Genomic DNA, 20,638 nt, shown 5'->3' with positions numbered 1-20,638 from the left:
TGTTGCGCTTGTGATGTGGCGGGTTCGTGTGACCGTATTTGTTCGGTCCGTTCCGTTACGGCGATACGCGAAACGCCGACTTCTACCAACCTGACGACGAGCGCGCCACACGATTCGATGCGTCAGTATGAACCGTGCACTGCCACAGCGCTCGGCAAACCCGCCCGCTACAGCCGCCCGCGACGGCGCGACGCACGGAACCGATACAATAGCGGGATTTTCCGCGCGCCACGCGCCTCTTTCTTCCCGCGTCACTGGTCGTCCATGAACCTCGTCATTCAAAGCGTCGCCCCCCTTTCCGCCGATCATCACAAAACACTCGTCGCGCTCGCGCGCGGCTCGCACGCCACCGTCATCGACGAGAACGCGATTCGCATCGCCGACGCAAACCTCGCGCAACGCGCCGACGTCGAGGCGTATTGCTATACGCATCAACTCGACTACGCGTTTGTCGAAGCCGGCCTCCAGTTGCGCGACTTCGGGCTCGTCGCGATGGACATGGATTCGACGCTGATCACGATCGAGTGTATCGATGAAATCGCCGATTTCTGCGGGCTCAAAGCCGAAGTCGCGGCGATCACCGAGGCTGCGATGCGCGGCGAGATCAAGGACTTCAACGAAAGCCTGACGCGCCGCGTCGCGCTGCTGAAGGGGCTCGACGCCAGCGCGCTCGAGCGCGTGTACGAAGAGCGGTTGCAGTTGTCGCCGGGCGCCGAGCGCATGCTGGGCGGCGCGAAACAGGCGGGCCTGAAAACGCTGCTCGTGTCGGGCGGTTTCACGTTCTTCACCGCGAAGCTGAAGGCGCGCCTCGGCCTCGATTTCACGCGTGCGAACACGCTTGAAATTGTCGACGGCAAGCTGACCGGCAACGTGATTGGTGAGATCGTCAACGCGGACGTGAAAGCGCGCACGCTGCGCGAAGCCTGCGCGACGCTCGGCATCGAGCCTTCGCGCGCCATTGCGATGGGTGACGGCTCGAACGATCTGAAAATGATGGCCGAAGCCGGACTTTCCGTTGCCTTCCGCGCGAAGCCGGTGGTGCGCGAAGCAGCCAGCGTGTCGTTCAATTTCGTTGGACTGGACGGGTTGCTGCGGTTGTTCTGAGGCTGTTGCTCGAGGGGTTCGTTATCGCGTCGGCACAACGACCGACGCGATAACGAAATGCGCGAACTGTGTTGTTATCTGTTGAAAATGGCCGGCAGGAACAGGGCGCACATGCCGATGGAAATCAGGAGGTTGAAGATCAACACGCCCTTTATGATGCGGTCGTGATTTTTGCCTATTTCCAGCGACAGAATAAATTGTTTCATAAGCTCCTCCACGAGACGGAGCAAGTATAAGCTCTGCACTCTCCCATAAATCTAATTGAGGTAAATGTGTAGGGCCGCGAATAGAAACGCCGCCAGGCAGATCGTGAAAATCGACAAGCTTATCGCCCCACGTGATAGCGCGCCAACCATCGGCGGCACACAGTCCGATCGCACACCAGAACAATTGCCCGTCTTTCACTGACGCCGCAATCATCGTCCTCGCAACGCGCCAGCCATACGCGGGCGCAACGAGCGCAAGCGTAAAAATCGGCCCGGCAATCGGCACCGCGAGATTCAGCAACACCCAGAAGAAAAGATTCATCGAAGCCCCTCCCCGAGCGCGGCAACGTTATTCGGCAAGCACACGATCGTAGCGTCGCGCAACCGTATCGAACATTCGGCCAAACGGTCAGGTCGGTTCGATACTCAGCGCAACAAAAAGCCCGCCGGAACACATCCCGGCGGGCTTCTCGCACGACGTATCGAACAGGGCTAACGCGTATTAAGCCAGCTTAGCCAGGCTCTGCTCGATATCCGCGCGCAGATCAGCCTCGTCTTCGAGACCGATATAGAAACGCACCAGCGTGCCGCGGTGCGGCCACTGTGCCGCCGTGCGCATCGACGCGATGTCGTACGGCATCGCGAGGCTATGCGCGCCGCCCCAGCTCCAGCCGAGCGAAAACAGTTCGAGCGATTCGCAGAACGTGTCGATCTGCGCCGCGCTGTATCGCTCGTCGAACACGACCGAGAACAGGCCGCCCGCGCCGGTGAAATCACGCTTGTACACTTCGTGCCCCGGACAGTCGGCCAGCGCCGGATGCAGCACCGCGACGATTTCCGGCCGGCTCTTCAACCAAGCCGCGAGCGACAGCGCCGCGCGATCGTGCTGCGCGAAACGCAGTTGCATGCTCGGCAGGCTGCGCAGGATCAGCGAGCAGTCGTCCGAGGACACCCCGATGCCCATGCGCATGCGCGCCGCTTTCAGCTTCACATGCACGTCGCGGTCGACCGTGATCGTTGCGCCCATCAGCACGTCGCCGCCGCCCGACTGGTACTTGGTCAGCGCCTGCACCGAGATGTCGACGCCGTGGTCGAACGGCCGGAACGCGAGGCCGGCGGACCACGTGTTGTCGATCGCGGTGAAGACGTTGCGCGCGCGCGCCGCCGCCGTGATGGCCGGCACGTCCGGCACTTCCATCGTCACCGAACCGGGCGCTTCGATCCAGATCAGGCGCGTGTTCGGCTGGATCAGCCTGGCAATGTCCGCACCGATCAGCGGATCGTAGTAGCGCGCCGTGATGCCGAAATCGCGCGCGAGCCAGTCGCCGTGGTCGCGGTTCGGCGAATAGACGTTATCGGGGATCAGCACGTCGTCGCCGGACTTCACGAGGCCGAAGTAGACGTTCGAGATCGACGACAGCCCCGACGGCTGCAGCAGCGCATGCTTGCCGCCCTCGATCGCGGCGAGGCGCTGCGCGAGCGCGATCTGCGTCGGCGTCGCATGCAGGCCGTAGCGCCATTGCGCGTCGTTTTTCCAGTCGAGCGCGCGCATCGCGGCGAGATCGGGAAACACCACCGTCGACGCCCGCGTGACCGGCGTCGAGAACGATTCGAAGCCCGGCGTGATGTCGTCCTCGGCACGCACGATGCGGGTCTGCAGGCGGTGTTTGAGTTTGGATTCAGTCATATGGAGTTCGATGAAATACACAGGGAAGCGGGCTTGGAGCAAGCGCCGCGCCGCGCGACTCAAGATGCCCGGCGTGCGTACGCATCAGTCGCCGGTTTGCAGGTTGCTGACGCCGCCCACCGGGTGCCCGCCGGCAGCGGATGCCGGCGCGGGAGCCGCCACTGCGCCGTTCGCGCCAGCCGGCTGCGGAGTGGGGGTAGCCGCCTTGGCGGCCGCCGCGCCGGCCGAAGCGGCCGCAGGTGCCGCCTGCCCCGCCGCAAGAGGCTTCAGGTTGAATTCCTGAGGGTTCGAATCGTCGACGTTCATGCGGTCGCCCTCGAGCGAGCCGTCCGCCGCGAACTTGCCGACCCAGTTGCCGGTGATATGCGTGCCGTCGTTCGATTCTTCGACTTCGAGCGTATCGCCGACGCGATCGCCGGCGATCAGGATCACTTCGCCGTTATCGGTGTACTGATACTCGCCGTGCACGCCGGAAGGATCGTCGGTCTTGGGCCCGAGCCGCAGCACGATCGGCCGCGCGCCGAGCGTGCCCGCGTAGCGCGGAAACTTCGCGAACTCGGGGCTCGGTTTCAGCGGCAGCTGGATCGGCGGCGGCGCGGCCAGCTCCTTGACTGCATCGCTTTCCGCCCACGCCTGCGACGGCATCCACAGCACCGTGCCGGCACACAGCAGCGCGGCGGCGCTTGCCACCGCGCCGGCGCGCCGACGCAACGTGTGCGTTACCGAACCCTTCGTCACTTTCGCGTCCCACATCCTGTCGATCCTTGTTGCTGGTTCCTGCTTGCTACCTATGCCGGGCCGGCCTGCCATGCGTGGTCACAGACGCTCGAAAACCGCCGCGATCCCCTGGCCGCCGCCGATGCACATCGTGACGAGCGCATAACGCCCGCCGATGCGCTGCAGCTCGTACAGCGCCTTCACGGTGATCAGCGCGCCGGTCGCGCCAATCGGATGGCCGAGCGAAATGCCCGAGCCATTCGGATTGACCTTGGCCGGATCGAAACCGAGCTCCTTGCTGACCGCACAGGCCTGCGCGGCGAAGGCCTCGTTGGCCTCGATCACGTCCAGATCGGCGACTGTCAGACCCGCCCGCTCGAGCGCCTTGCGGCTCGCTGGCACCGGCCCGATGCCCATATACGCCGGATCGACGCCCGCATGCGCGTACGACACGAGCCGCGCCAACGGCTTCACGCCGCGCCGCTCGGCGACGCTGCGCTCCATCAGCACGACGGCCGCGGCCGCGTCGTTGATGCCCGACGCGTTGCCCGCCGTCACCGTGCCGTTGTCCTTCACGAACACCGGCTTCAGCTTCGCGAAATCGTCGGCGGTTGCGTTCAGCCGCGCGTGCTCGTCGGTGTCGAATACGACGTCGCCCTTCTTCGACGCGAGCGTGATCGGCAGAATCTGTTCCTTGAAGTAGCCGCTCGTGATCGCGTGAGCCGCGCGACGGTGCGACTCGAGCGCGAGCGCGTCCTGCGCGTCGCGCGAGATGTCGTACTTGCGCGCGACGTTCTCGGCGGTCACGCCCATATGGATCGACTGGAACGGATCGTTGAGCGCGCCGACCATCATGTCGACCAGACGCGCATCGCCCATGCGCTGACCGAAGCGCGCGGCCGGCATCGAGTACGGCGCGCGGCTCATGTTTTCAGCGCCGCCGCCGATCGCGATATCGGCGTCGCCGAGCAGCACGCTTTGCGCGGCCGACACGATGGCCTGCAAGCCCGAGCCGCACAGCCGGTTCACCGTCAGCGCGGGGGTATGCTGCGCGACCCCGCCGTTGAGCGCCGCGACGCGCGCGAGATACATGTCTTTCGGCTCGGTGTGCACGACGTTGCCGAACACCACGTGCCCGACTTCATCGCCCGACACGCTCGCGCGCTCGAGCACTTCGCGCACGACGCGCGCGCCGAGATCGGTCGGGGCGAAATCCTTCAGGCTACCGCCGAACGTGCCGATTGCCGTGCGCACACCGCTTACCACCACTACGTCCCGTTGCATCGCTTGCCCCTCCTGTTGTCTCCAGTTCGCCTGGATGATTGCGCCAACGCGGGCCATGCTGCGCCGCGCGTGGCTTACGTAATATCTAGCCCGCCAGCAGCCGCTCGACGGTCTCGCGCGACGGGATCGGCGCGACCGCGCCATAACCTTTCGTCGACAGCGCGGCGGCGACGTTCGCGTAGCGTGCCGCCGCAAATGGATCGTCGCCCGCAACGATGCGCGCGATGAATGCGCCGCCGAAGCAGTCGCCGGCGCCGGTCGCATCGACCGCATCGACGACGTGACCCGGCACGACGCGTCGCTCGTTAGGCGTCGCGATATATGAGCCGTCCTTGCCGAGCTTCAGCGCGACCACGCTCGGCCCGTGCGACAGCAGAAAATCGACGATCTCGTCGCGGCCGGTCAGCCCCGTTAGTTCGGTGACGTCGTCCCAGCTCGGCAAGCAGATGTCGGTCTGGCGGATCGCCTCGAGCATCACCGCACGCGCCCGCGCGAGCGGCCACAGCTTCAGACGCAGATTGGTATCGAAGCTCACGCGCACGCCATTCGCGCGCGCATGCGCGATCGCTTCGAGCGCGGCATCGCAAGCGCTGACGCTGATCGCGAGACTGATGCCGGACAGATGAACGACCTTCGCCGCCGCGAGCGCGTCGCGCGGCAGATCGGCGGGCGCATAGCGGCTCGCCGCCGAGCCCGCGCGCAGATAGTCGAACGCGTGGCCGTTGGGGCCGTGAGACACGAAATAGACGCCGGTCGACGCTTGCGCATCGATGCGCACGAACGACGTGTCGACCTGTTCGCGCTCCCACAGATCGACCAGCAGGCGTCCGAAATGATCGGCGCCGACCGCCGATACGAAGCCGGTCCTCGCACCTTGGCGCGCGGCCGCGATGCAGAAGTTCGACGTGTCGCCGCCGAAGCCTTGCAGGTAGTTCGGCTGATCCTTCGCCGACTGGTTGAATTCGATCATCGCCTCGCCGAGCGCGAGGATGTCCGGTGTTTGAGCTTCAGGCCGTGCGGCCGCGCCGAGCGCCATCGCTTAGACCTCACCCCACAAATCGTGGCCGTCCGCGCCGGTGATCTTCACGGACACGAAATCGCCGACCTTGTAGCGCTTCGATGCCTTGCTGGACGGCGCGATATAGACGACGCCGTCGATCTCCGGCGCGTCCGCCGCGGTGCGGCCGATGCCGCCGTCTGCGTTGATTTCGTCGACCAGCACCTTCAGCGTCTTGCCGACCTTCTTCGCGATGCGCTTCGCCGACACCTGCTCGGCCACTTCCATGAAGCGCGCGCGACGTTCTTCACGCACTTCGTCGGGCAGCGCGCCGTCGAGTTCGTTCGCGCTCGCGCCTTCGACCGGCGAATATGCAAAGCAGCCGACGCGATCGAGCTCCGCCTCGCGGATGAAATCGAGCAGCGTTTCGAACTGCTCTTCGGTCTCGCCCGGGAAGCCGGCGATGAACGTGCTGCGGATCGTCAGATCCGGGCAGATCTCGCGCCAGGCCTTCACGCGCTCCATCACCTTCTCGGCGTTGGCCGGGCGCTTCATGCGCTTGAGCACTTCCGGATGCGCGTGCTGGAACGGCACGTCGAGATACGGCAGCACATGGCCCTTGAACGGACCCGCGGCCATCATCGGAATCACTTCGTCGACACTCGGATACGGATACACGTAATGCAGGCGCACCCACGCGCCGTATTGCGCGGCGAGTTCGCCGAGCGCGGCGACCAGATCCGTCATGCGCGTCTTGATCGGCTTGCCGTTCCAGAAACCGGTGCGGTATTTGACATCGACGCCGTAGGCGCTCGTGTCCTGCGAAATCACGAGCAGTTCCTTCACGCCGGACTTGAACAGGTTCTCGGCTTCGAGCATCACCTCGGCGACCGGGCGCGATACCAGATCGCCGCGCATCGACGGGATGATGCAGAACGTGCAGCGATGATTGCAGCCTTCGGAAATCTTCAGGTACGCGTAATGGCGCGGCGTGAGCTTGACGCCCGCGGCAGGCACCAGGTCGACGAACGGATCGTGCGGCTTCGGCAGATGGCTGTGCACCGCCTGCATCACCTCGCCGACCGCGTGCGGGCCGGTCACCGCGAGCACCTTCGGATGCACTTCCTCGATCAGACCAGAACCGCTCGCGCTCTTCTTTGCGCCGAGGCAGCCGGTGACGATCACCTTGCCGTTTTCGTTGAGCGCTTCGCCGATCGCGTCGAGGCTTTCCTGCACGGCTTCGTCGATGAAGCCGCAGGTGTTGACGACCACGAGGTCCGCGCCGTCATAGGTGCCGGAGATTTCGTAGCCTTCGGCACGCAGCTGGGTGATGATCTGCTCGGAATCGACGAGGGCCTTGGGGCAGCCGAGGGAAACGAAGCCGACTTTCGGCGTGGCGCCCGGCGCGGCCGGAGCGTTCGAGGGGGTGGAAGACATGGGGAACCGCTTGAAGACGTTAAACCCTGAATTGTAGCGGTTCGCCACCGCCACCGCTCGTAAGTCTTTGAATTCTAGTCTTCAAACGGGGATGGGTTCAGCCGGTTCGGGTTGATTCAGCTCGCTATTTTCGTCGCTGAAAACGTACTCACGCGTTGGCGCCGACGCGCCTGCGGCCGCCAGCGCCTGGCCGATCACCGTAAGAATTTCGTCAGAGTCCTGCACTCGCCGAATCGCCGCATGCAGTTCGGCCGCTTGCGGCCAGGTCCGCTGCAAGTAGCTGAGCCACTGCTTGACGCGGCCGTGCTCATGGGTCAGCGAGCCGTGCGCCCGCAGCTTGTTCAGGTAGCCGACGATCGAACCCAGCACCTGCGGCCATTCGTCGGCCGACGCACACGGGTCCATGAGCCCGCGGATTCGCTGCGCGAGGAATGGGTCCGACACGGCGCCGCGGCCAATCATCACGTCCGTGCAGCCGCTGACCGAGCGGCAGCGCTGCCAGTCCGCGACTGTCCAGACCTCGCCGTTCGCGATGACGGGCACATCGACGGCGTCGTCGATATGCGCGACCCACTCCCAGTGCGCGGGCGGCCGGTAGCGGTCGTCGCGCGTGCGCGCATGCACGACGAGCGAGGCCGCGCCGCCGTCCACGAGCGCCTGCGCGCATTCGATCGCCCGCGACGTGTCGGACACGCCGAGGCGCATTTTCGCGGTCACCGCGATATCGGCCGGCACCGCGGCGCGCACGGCCGCGACGATCTGGTTCAGCAGCTTCGGGTTAGCGAGCAGCATCGCGCCGCCGCCATGCTGATTGACCACTTTAGCGGGACAGCCGAAGTTCAGGTCGATACCGTACGGCGACAGCGTGGCCGCGTACGCGGCGTTGCGCGCCATCCACTCGGGATCGCTGCCGAGCAGTTGAATCACCATCGGCGTGCCGCTGGCGGTCACGCTCGCGTGCAGGATCTCGGGCGCCTCGCGCTCATAGACGCGCGTCGGCAGCATCGAGCCCGTGATGCGGATGAACTCGGACACGCAGCCGTCGAAAGTGCCCGCGCTCGTCAGCACGTCGCGCAGCACGTAGTCCGCAAGCCCTTCCATTGGGGCGAGAAACAGCCGGCTCATGAGGATGTGGGTGAACGGCGGATCAGCGAAGAACGATCCGTGCGGCCTTCACAACGGAAGACACGGACGCGATCAGGGAGACGGTCTGAAACATAAGGCGGGTCCAGCGGAAGGAAAACGATAACGGCGCTAGCAGCGATGTGCCGGCAGCGGGACGCAACGGACCTTGAACCGCGGCCTGAATCCGGTTCCGACGGAAAAGCGTCCCCACGCGCGGGCCGGTATTGTAGCGCGTCGGTGGCTGCGCGATCGTGCGAGCCATCTGGGAGATTGGCAACGGAGCGGCTGGATGCCAACGCTACGCCGACGGCCAGGAGCTGGCTCAGCCAGGTCGCGCGATCCCGTTGCAGCCATGAAGGTCGGCTTCGCGTCCGCGGGCTACCCCGAAGCCCTCGTCGACCCGAGCGGACCTCGCCGCCATTCACTCGTTCACTTCTTCTCCGGCTCCGGATTGCCCTGTGGCGTAGCCGGCGCATTGCTCGCGTTGTTCGCATTGACAGCGCCGCCCGGCGTGAACGGGAACGTGGCGAACATGGTCTTCGCCTGGTTCTGCATCTGCTCCTGCATTTGCACGAACATATTCTTCGACTGCTCGATATAGCTGGTCATCATGCCCTGCATCATCGGCGCCTGCATGTTCATGAACTGCGACCAGACCTCGGGGTTCATCGCCTTGCCTTCATAGAGATTCTTCGACTGGTCTGCGAGCTTCGCCTGAATGTCGATGAAGGCCTGGATGTTCTTCTCCAGATACGTGCCCATCATGCCCTGCATCGCATGACCGTAGAACCGGATGATCTGCGACAGCATCGACGATGAGAACATCGGCAGGCCGCCGCTCTCTTCTTCGAGAATGATCTGCAGCAGGATCGAACGCGTCAGGTCCTCGTTGCTCTTGGCATCGATCACCTTGAAATCTTCCTGATCGAGCACGAGCTGCTTCACATCAGTCAGCGTGATGTAGGTGCTCGTCTCCGTATCGTAGAGCCGACGATTCGGATATTTCTTGATCAGTCGTTCGGCCGTTTTCTTTGTAGTAGTAGTCATGTAACGCCTTTAAGCTCGAGTTAAGCAAACGCGGAAACGGCGTCCGGGCTGTGCGATCGAATCGATTGCGCAGCCGGGACGCCGGGGAAACCATCTGAGCCGGAGCGCGCCGCCATCCGGTCCGGCGCGCCGATGGCTCAGCCCATATGCAAGCCGCCGTTCAGCGAAAAATCTGCGCCGGTGGCGAAGCCCGATTCGTCCGACGCGAGCCATGCGACGATCGAGCCGATTTCGTCCGGCTGACCGAGGCGGCGCACCGGAATCGTCGCGACGATTTTTTCCAGCACGTCCGGGCGGATGGCCTTGACCATGTCGGTGCCGATGTAGCCCGGCGACACGGTGTTGACCGTCACGCCCTTGGTCGCGACTTCCTGCGCGAGCGACATCGTAAAGCCGTGGATGCCCGCCTTCGCAGTCGAATAATTGGTTTGGCCGAACTGGCCCTTCTGGCCGTTCACCGACGAAATGTTGATTACGCGGCCAAAGCCACGCTCGACCATGCCGTCGATCACCTGCTTGGTGACGTTGAACAGGCTCGTCAGGTTGGTGTCGATCACCGCGGTCCAGTCTTCGTGCGTCATCTTGCGGAACACAACGTCGCGCGTGATGCCGGCATTGTTGACCAGCACGTCGATCTCGCCGACTTCGGCCTTGACCTTGTCGAACGCGGCCTTGGTCGATTCCCAGTCGCCGACGTTACCCTCGGAGGCGACGAAGTCGAAGCCAAGCGCCTTCTGCTCGTCGAGCCACTTTGCACGGCGCGGCGAATTCGGGCCGCAGCCCGCGATCACCTTGAAGCCTTCCTTGTGCAGACGTTGGCAGATGCTGGTGCCGATGCCGCCCATGCCGCCCGTTACGTACGCAATTCGCTGTGTCATAAACCACACTCCGTTATCGTTGTCGAGGCGCCTGCCGGCGGCCTCGTGCCTCGCCTGATGCTGGTTCACGTTGCCGCCGGGCGACCGTCTGGCAACGTGCGCTGCCGGCCCGAGTCACCTGTTGCAGCGCAGCGCGCTGCACCGCCAGTTGGCGTGCGGCGCGGCCAGATGGCTGTGCCGGCGAAGGCCGCGCGCGAACGGTCGCGGTCGCGCGCGGCGTATCCAGCGTACTTTAAACGCGCTCGACCGCGAGCGCGACACCCATGCCGCCGCCGATACACAGCGAGGCCAGACCCTTCTTCGCATCGCGCTTCTGCATTTCGTGCAGCAGCGTGACGAGAATCCGGCAGCCGGACGCGCCGATCGGGTGGCCGATGGCAATCGCGCCGCCGTTCACGTTGATCTTCGATGTGTCCCAGCCCATCTGCTTATGCACGGCGAGCGCCTGTGCGGCAAACGCTTCGTTGATTTCCATCAGGTCGAGGTCGGCCGGCGTCCAGCCCGCGCGCTCGAGGCAGCGGCGCGAAGCCGGCACCGGGCCCATGCCCATCACCTTCGGATCGACACCCGCGTTCGCGTACGCCTTGATGCGCGCGAGCGGCGTGAGGCCGAGCGCTTCCGCTTTCTTCAACGACATCACGAGCACCGCGGCCGCGCCGTCGTTCAGGCCCGACGCATTCGCCGCCGTGACCGTGCCTTCCTTCGAGAACGCCGGCTTCAGGCCCGCGAGCGATTCGGCCGTCACGCCGTGACGCACGAATTCGTCGGTGGTGAAGCGCAGCGGCTCGCCCTTGCGTTGCGGAATCTCGACCGGCACGATTTCGTCGTTGAAGCGCCCTGCCTTCTGCGCGGCTTCCGCCTTGTTCTGCGACAGCGCCGCGAACGCGTCCTGCTGTTCGCGCGTGATGCCGTGTTCCTTCGCGACGTTCTCAGCCGTCACGCCCATGTGGTACTGGTTGTAGACGTCCCACAGGCCGTCGACGATCATCGAGTCGATCAGCTTCGCGTCGCCCATGCGGAAACCATCGCGCGAACCCGGCAGCACGTGCGGCGCGGCGCTCATGTTTTCCTGGCCGCCTGCGACGACGATGTCCGCATCGCCGGCGATGATCGCGTTCGCCGCGAGCATCACGGCCTTCAGACCCGAGCCGCAAACCTTGTTGATCGTCATGCCGGGCACGGCCGACGGCAAACCCGCCTTGATCAGCGCCTGACGCGCGGGGTTCTGACCGGAGCCCGCCGTCAGCACCTGGCCCAGGATAACTTCGCTCACCTGTTCCGGCTTCACGCCGGCCCGTTCGAGTACGGCGCGCACCGCGACCGCTCCGAGTTCAGGTGCGGCAACCTTCGCCAGCGACCCACCAAACTTGCCCACTGCAGTACGAGCGGCCGATACGATCACAACATCAGTCATTTCCATATCCTCAGGGCATCCCGGCAAACTGCGCCGCAGCCCGTTACGTTAAAAATTGCGTCGCAACTTGCGTTGCTCTCACGCCTTCATCAACCAGACGCTCATTCACCTGCCAAACACCTATGCACCGGCCGACTGCGCAGCAACTTCGGACGCGCGCGTCGGCCCGTGCGTGAAACCTACTCCCGCTGCCGCACGTAGCGGCCCGGCGCCGGCTCGATGACCGGGAATTCGTCGGAGCCCAGCGTGGCGCGCGGCTTCACCTTCTTGCCGCCGTACTGATCGAGCCAGTCGGTCCATTCGGGCCACCAGCTGCCGGGCACTTCCGTCGCCGCTTCGAACCATTCGTCCGCGCTTGCGGGCAGCGTCTTCGCGTCGCTCTCGAGCTTCCAGAAACTGCGCTTTTTCTTCGCGGGCGGATTGATCACGCCCGCGATATGACCCGACGCGCCGAGCACGAACTTCAGCGGTCCCGTGAGCAGCGGCGCGGACGCATACGCGGTTTGCCACGGCACGATATGGTCTTCGCGCGAACCGTAAATGAAGGTCGGCACGTCGATCTTCGACAGATCGATCGGCTCGCCGCAGCTGCTCAGCGCACCCGGCTCGCGCAGCTTGTTCTCGAGATAGGTGTTGCGCAGATACCAGACGTACATCGGCCCCGGCACACTGGTCGAGTCGCTGTTCCAGTACAGCAGGTCGAATGGCACCGGCGTGCGACCCTTCAGGTAGTTGTCGACGACGTAGTTCCATACGAGGTCGTTCGGACGCAGGAACGAGAACGTGTTCGCGAATTCGATGCCGCGCATCAGCCCCGGCGGCGCACCGTTCTTGCCGCCGATGGTCTGCTCGCGCATCTGCACGTGCGCCTCGTCGACGAACACGTCGAGCACGCCCGTGTCGGAGAAGTCGAGCATCGCGGTGAGCAGCGTCATCGACGCGGCCGGATGTTCGCCGCGCGCCGCGGCCACCGCGAGCGCGGTGGCGAGCAACGTGCCGCCGATGCAGAAGCCGAGCGTATTGATCTGCTCGCGGCCGCTGATCTGGCGCACGGTGTCGATCGAAGTCAGCACGCCCTCGGCGATGTAGTCGTCCCACGTCTTGTGCGCGATCGACTGATCGGCATTGCGCCACGAAATCAGGAATACCTGGTGGCCCGAATCGAGCCCGTGCGCGACGAGCGAGTTTTCGGGCTGCAGGTCGAGGATGTAGTACTTGTTGATGCACGGCGGCACGATCAGGAGCGGCCGCTCGCGCACGGTCGCCGTGCGCGGCTTGTACTGGATCAGCTGCAGCAGATCGTTCTCGAACACGACCGAGCCTTCGGTGTTCGCGAGGTTCTCGCCGACCGCGAAACGCGATTCGTCGGTTTGGGAAATCTTGCCGCGCTGCATGTCGCCGAGCAGGTTCATCACACCCTGGCGCAGGCTCTCGCCCTTGCTGTCGAGCAGCGTTTTCTGCGCTTCGGGATTCAGCGCGAAGAAGTTGCTCGGCGAGGCCGCCGCAGTCCACTGCTGGACCGCGAAGCGAATGCGCTCGCGGGTTTTCGGCTGGGTATCGAGCGCGTCGACCATCTGCTGCAAATAGCGCGCGTTCAGCAGATACCACGCGGCGGTGAACGCGTAGGCCGGCGACTGGCTCCAGGCGTCGGCGCTAAAGCGCCGGTCCTTGAGCTCGGGCGCCTTGATCGCCGATGTGGTGGCCTGCTGGATCAGTTCCATCGCCTCGCGCGAATAGTCGGTTTGCAGCTTCTGCAAACGCTCGGGCGGAATCGCGGCGGTGGGAATGCTCAGCCCCGGCAGAGCGCCGGCGGCCAGCTTGCTGAAGTCGGGCATGCCGGGAAATGCCGGGATTTGCGGAAAGCCCGCCGTGATCTGCGCGAGGTCCGGCATCTGCGGCATTGAAGGCATCTGGAATGCCGCGCCATTGGGCGGGGCGCCGAACGAACGCCAGGCGTTCATCCAGGCGTCGAGAAATTGCTGCATGCCTGCGGCTGACGATGCACCGCTCGTACCGGCCTGCTGCGTCTGCTCCTTCGAGGAGTCCGTGCTGGGGGAAGCTGAGGAATGAGATGCTGCCATGCCTGCTTTTGACCGGTAAGTCCTTGCGGACGGGTTGAGAGGCAGGTTCGTGCGCACGGGGCGATTGCTCGCGACTTCGTCACACCCTGTCTCATGAACGAGGAGGAGCTTAGAAGGAACATTCTTGCTCCCCATCACAAGGCATGTCAATGCTTGCTCCCGATTTTGCCGCGGTGCGATATTTTTTTAATTATCGTTTTCCCTGTATGGCAAATTGCGCTTTTGCGAATAAATGTCCCATGCCGCACGCAACTCAAAAAAAGTCCAACGGCGCATGGCACTTAAGCGTATTTATCCGTGCGCTCGCCCACAGAGCAGCCGGGGATTCGCGCTATCTGCAATCCTTCCGGCAGTGCAACAAAAAATGTGCTTGAAGGCCGAGGGAAGGCCTTCAGTGACGGACCTGCCGTGCCATTCGCGAATCTCGAACCGGTGCGCATTCACGCAGAATGAAACCACCGTTCGATTCTAAAAATATGACGAGATGCGCGCGCTACCCAGAATTAATCGGCAATTGATTGCGCCTGTTCGTCGATCCAGATCAACGCGGCCATACGGCCGGTTTCGCGGTCCCGGCGATACGAATAAAAGCGCTCGCGCAGTGTGACCGTGCACAGGTCGCCGCCGCTGATACGCGTAACGCCGAGCCGCTGCAGGCGCAAGCGCGCCAGCGCCGGCAGATTGGCGAGATATTTGCCGGCATTCGAGGGATGCGCGACGAACGCCTTCGCGGTCGCATCGCGTTGTGCGTCGTCGACACCAGTCATGAAGGCGTCACGGACGTCTGCACCGACTTCGAACGCGTTGGGCCCGATCGACGGTCCGAGGTACGCATGCAACTCGGCGGCCGGCACGCCCGCCAGCGCCGCGACCCGCGCGGCGGTCTGCTCGACGATGCCCGCCGCGAGTCCGCGCCAGCCGGCATGCGCGGCGCCGACCGCGCGCCCCGCTTCGTCGCACACCAGCACCGGCATGCAATCGGCCACCATCACGACGCACGCGATGCCCGCGCGATCGGTGACGCTCGCGTCGGCGCGCGCCGGCGCGCCATGCTCGCGCGCGTGCGCGACTGCATCCTCGGCGCGCACGATGCCGGCGCCGTGAATCTGTTCGAGCCACGCGGTTTCGCGAACACCGGTCAGCGCGACGAGCCGTGCGCGATTGCTCGCGATCGCGGCCGGATCGTCGCCGGTCTTCATGCCCAGGTTCAGCCCGCCGGGCTGGTCGGCGCCGCCGCGCCAGCGGCCGAACGGCGCGTCGCTGACGCCGCCGTCGCGCGTGGTCACGAGCGCGCGCACGCGCGGCGAGACGTTCCATGCGGGCTGCACGACATCGGCAAAACCCAGCTCCGGCAGATTGGCGCTCATGCGTGATCGTCCTCATCGTGGTCGCTGTCTTCATCGTACGCGCCATCGTCGAACGATGCATCGTAGTCCTCGTCATACGCGTCGTCGAACTCCCCGGCGTCGTCGCGACCGAGGCCGAGCGCGGCCGACAATGCCTCGATGTCGGGCGGCACGTCGGCGCGCCATTGCATCGAGCGGCCGGTCTTCGGATGGATCAGGCCGAGCCGCCACGCGTGCAGCGCCTGGCGCGCGAAGCCGTCCGGCAGCGGCGTGACCGAGCGCTTGCCGCGCGCGCGTCCGTAGACGGGGTCTCCGAGCAGCGGATGACCGATATGCGCGCAATGCACGCGAATCTGATGCGTGCGCCCAGTCTCCAGATCGCAGTGGATCGCCGTGACCGGCTGACGCTGCCAGATCGCCGCGGCCACGCGCCGAAAATGCGTGCGCGCCGGCTTGCCGGCCGCGCCCGTCACCACGGCCATGCGCGTGCGCTCGCGCGGGTCGCGGCCGATCGGCGCGTCGATCGTGCCTTCGTCGGGCATGTTGCCCCACACGAGCGCGAGGTAGCGGCGCTTGACCGTGCGCGCCTGCAACTGACGCACGAGGTCGGTCTGCGCCTCGAGCGTGCGCGCGACCACCATCAGTCCCGAAGTCTCCTTGTCGAGCCGATGCACGATGCCCGCGCGCGGCAGACCCGCCGCGGCCTCGCCATAGCGGTGGAGCAGTCCGTTCAGCACGGTGCCGCTCCAATTGCCGGCCGCCGGATGCACGACCATGCCGGCCGGCTTGTTGATGACGACCAGCGTGTCGTCCTCGTAGACGATCTCGAGCGGCACCGGCTCGGGCGTGAAGGCGAGCTGCTCGGGCAGCAGATCGGGCACGAGCTCGATCGTGGCACCGAGCGGCACCGGCTGGCGAATCTTCGCCGGCTTGCCGTCGACACGCACCCGCTGCGCCTCGATCCAGCTTTGCAGACGGCTGCGCGAGAACTCCGGGAATACTTTGGCGAGCACCTTGTCGAGGCGCTCGCCGGCCAGTTCGTCGGGCACCACGACGCTGCGCGGCGCCTCGTCGGCCGCGCGCACGGGCACCGGCGCCGCCGTGGCCGCGGAGCCTTGCGGACCGCTTTCGGCGAGCGCGTCGCCGGCGAAATCGTCATCGAGGGAATCGACGCCCAACGCGTCGGCCGGGTCGGCGCTTACGCTATAATCTTTGTTGCTATTCCCGGCGCCTGCGGTGCCTGGAGTATTTGAGCGGGTCATTGAATCTGGGTCACCTGGACGTAAAGCTAGACTGGAAAATGCGAGCCTTGAACACCATCACTGAAGCGGCGATCAATTTGGCGGCCATCAAGAAGGCGGCCCGGAAAGTGGCCGGATACGTTGCGTGCGCCGCGGCCGTCGTCGCTATTGCGGCTTGCCACGGCCTGCCGGAGAAGACCGACGAAACGGCAACGTGGAACAACAACAAATTATATACGGAGGCGAACGACGCCCTGACCGGTGGTGACTGGGGCAAGTGCGCGAAGTATTTCGAGCTTCTCGAGGGCCGCGACCCGTTCGGCCACTTCGCCCAGCAGGCGCAGATCAACGTCGCGTACTGCAACTGGAAAGACAACGAAAACGCCGCCGCCGACCAGGCCATCGACCGCTTCATCCAGTTGCACCCGGATCACCCGGACATCGCCTACGCGTATTACCTGAAGGGCATGATCCACTTCAATGACGACCTCGGTCTGTTCGGCCGCTTCTCGGGCCAGGATATGAGCGAGCGCGATCCGAAGTCGCTGCGCGAGTCGTACGACGCGTTCAAGGTCGTGGTGGACCGCTTCCCGAACAGCAAGTACGCGCCGGACGCTGCGCAGCGCATGCGCTACATCGTGAATGCGCTGGCATCGCACGAAGTCCACGCGGCGGACTACTACTACCGCCGCGGCGCCTATGTCGCCGCGATCAACCGCGCGCAGCTCGCCTTGCGCGAGTACAAGAACGCGCCGGCCATCGAAGACGCGCTGCACATCATGATTCTGTCGTACGAGAAGCTGAACAACCACCAACTCGCTGACGACACGCGCCGCGTGCTGGCCGGCACTTTCCCCGACAGCCCGTACGTGACCGGCCACGCACGGCCCGGCACGGCGAAGTCGTGGTGGCAGTTCTGATTCCCCACGCGCCGACGGCACACTGACCGTCGTCTGGAAACGAAAACGCCACGACCTCGGTCGTGGCGTTTTCGTTCGTGCGCGCCGCGAAACTCAATCGCGCTCGAACAGCGCAATCGATTCCACGTGCGACGTATGCGGGAACATATTGACGACGCCCGCGCCCACCAGCCGATAGCCGGCTTCATGCACGAGCAGCCCGGCATCGCGCGCGAGCGTGCCCGGCGCGCACGACACGTAGACGATGCGCTTCGGCAGCGGCCCGTTGCCGCTCTGCGCGATCTCCGCGAGCGCCTTCGCGATCGCGAGCGCGCCTTCGCGCGGGGGATCGACCAGGAACTTGTCGAAGTGGCCGAGCGCGCGCAGGTCGTCGGCGGTGACTTCGAACAGGTTGCGGCTGGCGAACGACGTATGCCCCGCGACGCCGTTCAGCTCCGCGTTCGCGAGCGCGCGCTGGGTCAGCACTTCGCTGCCCTCGATGCCGACCACTTCCCGCGAAATTCGCGCGAGCGGCAGCGTGAAATTGCCGATCCCGCAGAACAGGTCGAGCACGCGGTCCGTGCGCGCCGGCGCCAGCAGGCGCAACGCGCGGCTCACCAGCACACGGTTGATCGCGTGATTGACCTGGGTGAAATCAGTCGGCTTGAACGGCATGCGGATGCCGTATTCCGGCAGCGTGTAGTCGAGTTGCACGTCGAGCGGATAAAGCGGCGTGACTGTGTCGGGACCACCCGGCTGGATCCAGAACTGCACCTTGTGCTCGTCCGCGAACTCGCGCAGCACCTGCTCGTCCGCGGCTGTCAGCGGTTCGAGGTTGCGCACGACGAGCGCGGTGACCGAGGAGCCGACTGCGAGCTCGAGCTGCGGCATACGGTCGTAGATCGACAGCTTGCGGACCATGAAGCGCAGCGGCATCAGCATCGCCGACACATGCGGCGGCAGCACCTCGCAGGTCTTCATATCGGCGATATAGCTGCTCTTCTTCTCATGAAAGCCGATGCGCATGCCGCCGCGCTCCGGCAGATAGCGCACCGCGAGCCGCGCGCGATAGCGATAACCCCAGGACGGCCCGTGAATCGGCCGGAACACCGTTTCGGGGCGCAGCTTCGCCAGATGCTGCAGGTTGTCCTCGAGCACGCGCTGCTTGACCGCCACTTGCGCGCGCATGTCCAGATGCTGCATCGAGCAGCCGCCGCAGATGTTGAAGTACGTGCATTTCGGCGTCGTGCGGATCACGCTTTCGCGGAACACCTGGACGACTTCGGCCTGTTCGAATTTCGGCTTGCTGCGATGCGTCGAATAACTGACGAGCTCACCCGGCAGTGCGCCTTCGACGAACACGACCTTACCTGGCGTGCCGTCTTCGCTCGCGGTGCGGCCCACGCCGCGCGCTTCCATATCGAGCGAAACGATTTCGATGACCGGTTCGTTGCCGGTAATGACGGGCGCCGGCGCCGGGGCGTGCGCCTTCGCATGCTTCGATGAGCGCCGCGGCGAGCGACGTTGGGGGGCAGTTCGGGACACCTGCGGACTTCCTGACAAACTATGGGGAAAGGCGAGATTGTAGACCAAGCGCCGAGCCTGCCAGTGGCGTGGTCTGGACCACGCCCGGAGCGCGTGTGGATCGCGGCCCGGATTGCGGCGCGGCGCCCCGGCGGACGCGCTACTCGCGCGCCGTTACGGCTCGAACGCCGCCAGATACTCGCCCCACTGTGGCGCGGTTTCCAGCGCCAGCGCATTCTTCACGAGGTTGATCTCGTCAGCATACTCCGACGGCGAAAAGCCGCCGCGCATCAACTGGAAGCGGCAATACAGCAGGTACGTATTGACGACGTCGGTCTCGCAGTAATTGCGGATTTCCTCGATGCGCCCTTGCTGGAACGCCTGCCACACCTGACTGCCGTCCATGCCCATCTTGCCCGGAAAGCCGCACATCTTCGCGAGCGCGTCGAGCGGCGCGTTCGCGCGCGCCTGGTACATCGCGAGCACGTCCATCAGGTCGGTGTGGCGCGCGTGGTAGCGGCTGATGTAGTTGTTCCACTTGAAGTCGCGGTCGTCCTCGCCGAGATCCCAGAACCGGTAGGCCGGAATGCCGTTGACGAGCGCGCGATAGTTGAGCACCGGCAGATCGAATCCGCCGCCGTTCCACGACACGAGCTGCGGCGTGTACTTTTCGATCACGCGATAGAACGACTGCACGAGCGTCGCCTCGCCGTCCTCGGGCGTGCCGAGCGAGCGCACGCGAAAACCGTTGTTGTCGCGGAACACGCAGGAAATCGCCGCGACCCGTTGCAGGTGATGCGGCAGAAAATCGCTGCCGGTTTTTTCCCGGCGCGCGGCGAACGCGTGCTCGGCGACATCGGCGTCGCTCATCGACGCGGGCAAATCTTCAAGACGGCGGATGCCGGCGACATCGGGAATCGTCTCGATGTCGAAAACAAGAATCGGTGTCATCAGGTCAGAGAACGGCGTCTTTGCGGACACCGTTTGAGGCGAAGAAGCGCTTGAGCCGCACCAGCGCTTCCTGTTGGATCTGGCGCACACGCTCGCGCGTAAGGCCCATTTCGTCGGCCAGCTCCTCGAGCGTGGCGGGCTCGATATGATTCAGACCGAAGCGCCGCTCGATTACATGGCGGTGCTTGTCCGACAAACGCGCGAGCCATGCGCGTGTCAGCGTTTCGAGCTCGCGATGCTGCACCTCGGCGTCTGGCGACTGGCTCTGGTCGTCCGACAGCAAATCGAGCAGGCTGCTCGCCGGATCGAGGTCGAGCGGCGCGTCGAGCGACGCGGTGTGCTCGTTCAGCGCGAGGATGTCGGTGACTTCGTCGGTGGTCTTGCCGGTCAGATAGGCGATGTCATCGATGCTCGCGTCGCGGCGCTCGGCGGCTTCGCCCGAATTCATCGAGTTCTTTTCCAGATGGCGCTTCGCGCGCAACACCTGGTTGAGCTCACGAATCACATGCACCGGTAAGCGCACGGTGCGCGCCTGGTTCATGATCGCGCGCTCGATGCTCTGGCGAATCCACTATGTCGCGTAAGTCGAAAAACGGAAGCCGCGCGTCGGATCGAATTTTTCGATTGCGTGCATCAGCCCGAGATTGCCCTCCTCGATAAGATCGAGCAGCGGCACGCCGCGATTCAGATAACCCTTGGC

At 64.8% G+C, this 20,638-nt stretch carries 17 protein-coding genes and 1 pseudogene; 2 read left to right on the top strand and 16 right to left on the bottom strand.

All coding sequences use genetic code 11. The features are described 5' to 3' along the window. The first annotated feature begins 264 nt into the window (after window positions 1-264). Complete coding sequence (gene serB, locus AB4Y34_RS27620; protein ID WP_368717818.1) at window positions 265-1,104, top strand: phosphoserine phosphatase SerB; 840 nt, start codon at window positions 265-267, stop codon at window positions 1,102-1,104. Window positions 1,105-1,125: 21 nt separating this feature from the next. On the opposite strand, the gene AB4Y34_RS27615 is transcribed toward serB, so the two are convergent. From AB4Y34_RS27615 to AB4Y34_RS27555, 13 genes are all read right to left on the bottom strand, one after another. Further along, entirely contained in the window at window positions 1,126-1,632 is a 507-nt protein-coding gene (locus tag AB4Y34_RS27615) for a hypothetical protein (protein WP_368717817.1), read from the bottom strand. A gap of 180 nt (window positions 1,633-1,812) precedes the next feature. Beyond that, window positions 1,813-2,997: a cystathionine beta-lyase gene (locus AB4Y34_RS27610; RefSeq protein WP_368717816.1), complete on the bottom strand. Its 1,185-nt coding sequence runs from the start codon at window positions 2,995-2,997 to the stop codon at window positions 1,813-1,815. Window positions 2,998-3,081: 84 nt separating this feature from the next. Beyond that, a complete protein-coding gene (locus AB4Y34_RS27605) occupies window positions 3,082-3,750 on the bottom strand; it encodes a hypothetical protein (protein WP_368717815.1) in 669 nt (222 codons plus the stop codon). A gap of 63 nt (window positions 3,751-3,813) precedes the next feature. Next, entirely contained in the window at window positions 3,814-4,998 is a 1,185-nt protein-coding gene (bktB, locus tag AB4Y34_RS27600) for a beta-ketothiolase BktB (protein ID WP_368717814.1), read from the bottom strand. A gap of 85 nt (window positions 4,999-5,083) precedes the next feature. Then, the gene (locus AB4Y34_RS27595; RefSeq protein WP_368597390.1) at window positions 5,084-6,034 is read right to left on the bottom strand and encodes a sugar kinase; all 951 of its coding nucleotides are present in this window, start codon (window positions 6,032-6,034) and stop codon (window positions 5,084-5,086) included. Between the two features lie 3 nt (window positions 6,035-6,037). Next, entirely contained in the window at window positions 6,038-7,432 is a 1,395-nt protein-coding gene (gene rimO, locus AB4Y34_RS27590; protein WP_368717813.1) for a 30S ribosomal protein S12 methylthiotransferase RimO, read from the bottom strand. 81 nt (window positions 7,433-7,513) lie between these two features. Continuing rightward, window positions 7,514-8,557, bottom strand: coding sequence for a tRNA dihydrouridine synthase (locus AB4Y34_RS27585; RefSeq protein WP_368717812.1), 1,044 nt, complete (start codon window positions 8,555-8,557; stop codon window positions 7,514-7,516). A 429-nt stretch (window positions 8,558-8,986) separates the two neighbouring features. After that, window positions 8,987-9,604 carry a polyhydroxyalkanoate synthesis repressor PhaR gene (gene phaR / locus AB4Y34_RS27580; RefSeq protein WP_176108638.1) on the bottom strand — a complete coding sequence of 206 codons (618 nt, stop codon included), beginning with the start codon at window positions 9,602-9,604 and terminating at the stop codon, window positions 8,987-8,989. Window positions 9,605-9,741: 137 nt separating this feature from the next. Continuing rightward, the gene (locus AB4Y34_RS27575) at window positions 9,742-10,482 is read right to left on the bottom strand and encodes a 3-ketoacyl-ACP reductase (RefSeq protein ID WP_176108639.1); all 741 of its coding nucleotides are present in this window, start codon (window positions 10,480-10,482) and stop codon (window positions 9,742-9,744) included. Between the two features lie 232 nt (window positions 10,483-10,714). Then, a complete protein-coding gene (locus AB4Y34_RS27570; RefSeq protein ID WP_176119881.1) occupies window positions 10,715-11,896 on the bottom strand; it encodes an acetyl-CoA C-acetyltransferase in 1,182 nt (393 codons plus the stop codon). A gap of 179 nt (window positions 11,897-12,075) precedes the next feature. Next, the gene (gene phaC, locus AB4Y34_RS27565; RefSeq protein WP_368717872.1) at window positions 12,076-13,881 is read right to left on the bottom strand and encodes a class I poly(R)-hydroxyalkanoic acid synthase; all 1,806 of its coding nucleotides are present in this window, start codon (window positions 13,879-13,881) and stop codon (window positions 12,076-12,078) included. Window positions 13,882-14,480: 599 nt separating this feature from the next. Next, window positions 14,481-15,344 (bottom strand): peptidoglycan editing factor PgeF, encoded by an 864-nt coding sequence (gene pgeF / locus AB4Y34_RS27560; RefSeq protein ID WP_368717811.1) that lies wholly within the window; start codon window positions 15,342-15,344, stop codon window positions 14,481-14,483. After that, window positions 15,341-16,585: an RluA family pseudouridine synthase gene (locus AB4Y34_RS27555; RefSeq protein ID WP_368717810.1), complete on the bottom strand. Its 1,245-nt coding sequence runs from the start codon at window positions 16,583-16,585 to the stop codon at window positions 15,341-15,343. Before AB4Y34_RS27555 ends, pgeF begins: the two co-directional genes overlap by 4 nt. 38 nt (window positions 16,586-16,623) lie before the next feature. Here AB4Y34_RS27555 and AB4Y34_RS27550 point away from each other — a divergent pair, with 38 nt between their 5' ends. Next, complete coding sequence (locus AB4Y34_RS27550) at window positions 16,624-17,484, top strand: outer membrane protein assembly factor BamD (RefSeq protein WP_368717809.1); 861 nt, start codon at window positions 16,624-16,626, stop codon at window positions 17,482-17,484. A gap of 93 nt (window positions 17,485-17,577) precedes the next feature. On the opposite strand, the gene rlmD is transcribed toward AB4Y34_RS27550, so the two are convergent. The 3 genes and pseudogenes from rlmD to rpoS all read right to left on the bottom strand — a co-directional run. Next, window positions 17,578-19,008 carry a 23S rRNA (uracil(1939)-C(5))-methyltransferase RlmD gene (gene rlmD / locus AB4Y34_RS27545; RefSeq protein ID WP_176377860.1) on the bottom strand — a complete coding sequence of 477 codons (1,431 nt, stop codon included), beginning with the start codon at window positions 19,006-19,008 and terminating at the stop codon, window positions 17,578-17,580. 153 nt (window positions 19,009-19,161) lie between these two features. After that, entirely contained in the window at window positions 19,162-19,938 is a 777-nt protein-coding gene (locus AB4Y34_RS27540) for a 3'-5' exonuclease (protein ID WP_176377861.1), read from the bottom strand. Between the two features lie 4 nt (window positions 19,939-19,942). After that, window positions 19,943-20,638: pseudogene (gene rpoS, locus AB4Y34_RS27535) on the bottom strand (RNA polymerase sigma factor RpoS); the annotation flags it as partial.

The sequence above is a fragment of the Paraburkholderia sp. BR10954 genome (genome assembly GCF_040965775.1).
In the GTDB taxonomy this organism is placed as follows: domain Bacteria; phylum Pseudomonadota; class Gammaproteobacteria; order Burkholderiales; family Burkholderiaceae; genus Paraburkholderia; species Paraburkholderia youngii.
This window is presented reverse-complemented; position numbering and strand designations above follow the sequence as displayed.

Bases quoted from the DNA above. Each gene is read 5' to 3' on its own strand.
- AB4Y34_RS27575 (WP_176108639.1), bottom strand. From the start codon at position 10,482: ATGACACAGCGAATTGCGTACGTAACGGGCGGCATGGGCGGCATCGGC.
- AB4Y34_RS27605 (WP_368717815.1), bottom strand. From the start codon at position 3,750: ATGTGGGACGCGAAAGTGACGAAGGGTTCGGTAACGCACACGTTGCGT.
- AB4Y34_RS27615 (WP_368717817.1), bottom strand. From the start codon at position 1,632: ATGAATCTTTTCTTCTGGGTGTTGCTGAATCTCGCGGTGCCGATTGCC.
- rimO (WP_368717813.1), bottom strand. From the start codon at position 7,432: ATGTCTTCCACCCCCTCGAACGCTCCGGCCGCGCCGGGCGCCACGCCG.
- AB4Y34_RS27585 (WP_368717812.1), bottom strand. From the start codon at position 8,557: ATGAGCCGGCTGTTTCTCGCCCCAATGGAAGGGCTTGCGGACTACGTG.
- AB4Y34_RS27595 (WP_368597390.1), bottom strand. From the start codon at position 6,034: ATGGCGCTCGGCGCGGCCGCACGGCCTGAAGCTCAAACACCGGACATC.
- AB4Y34_RS27550 (WP_368717809.1), top strand. From the start codon at position 16,624: ATGCGAGCCTTGAACACCATCACTGAAGCGGCGATCAATTTGGCGGCC.
- serB (WP_368717818.1), top strand. From the start codon at position 265: ATGAACCTCGTCATTCAAAGCGTCGCCCCCCTTTCCGCCGATCATCAC.
- pgeF (WP_368717811.1), bottom strand. From the start codon at position 15,344: ATGAGCGCCAATCTGCCGGAGCTGGGTTTTGCCGATGTCGTGCAGCCC.
- phaR (WP_176108638.1), bottom strand. From the start codon at position 9,604: ATGACTACTACTACAAAGAAAACGGCCGAACGACTGATCAAGAAATAT.
- bktB (WP_368717814.1), bottom strand. From the start codon at position 4,998: ATGCAACGGGACGTAGTGGTGGTAAGCGGTGTGCGCACGGCAATCGGC.
- phaC (WP_368717872.1), bottom strand. From the start codon at position 13,881: ATGCAGCAATTTCTCGACGCCTGGATGAACGCCTGGCGTTCGTTCGGC.
- AB4Y34_RS27570 (WP_176119881.1), bottom strand. From the start codon at position 11,896: ATGACTGATGTTGTGATCGTATCGGCCGCTCGTACTGCAGTGGGCAAG.
- AB4Y34_RS27610 (WP_368717816.1), bottom strand. From the start codon at position 2,997: ATGACTGAATCCAAACTCAAACACCGCCTGCAGACCCGCATCGTGCGT.
- AB4Y34_RS27540 (WP_176377861.1), bottom strand. From the start codon at position 19,938: ATGACACCGATTCTTGTTTTCGACATCGAGACGATTCCCGATGTCGCC.
- AB4Y34_RS27555 (WP_368717810.1), bottom strand. From the start codon at position 16,585: ATGACCCGCTCAAATACTCCAGGCACCGCAGGCGCCGGGAATAGCAAC.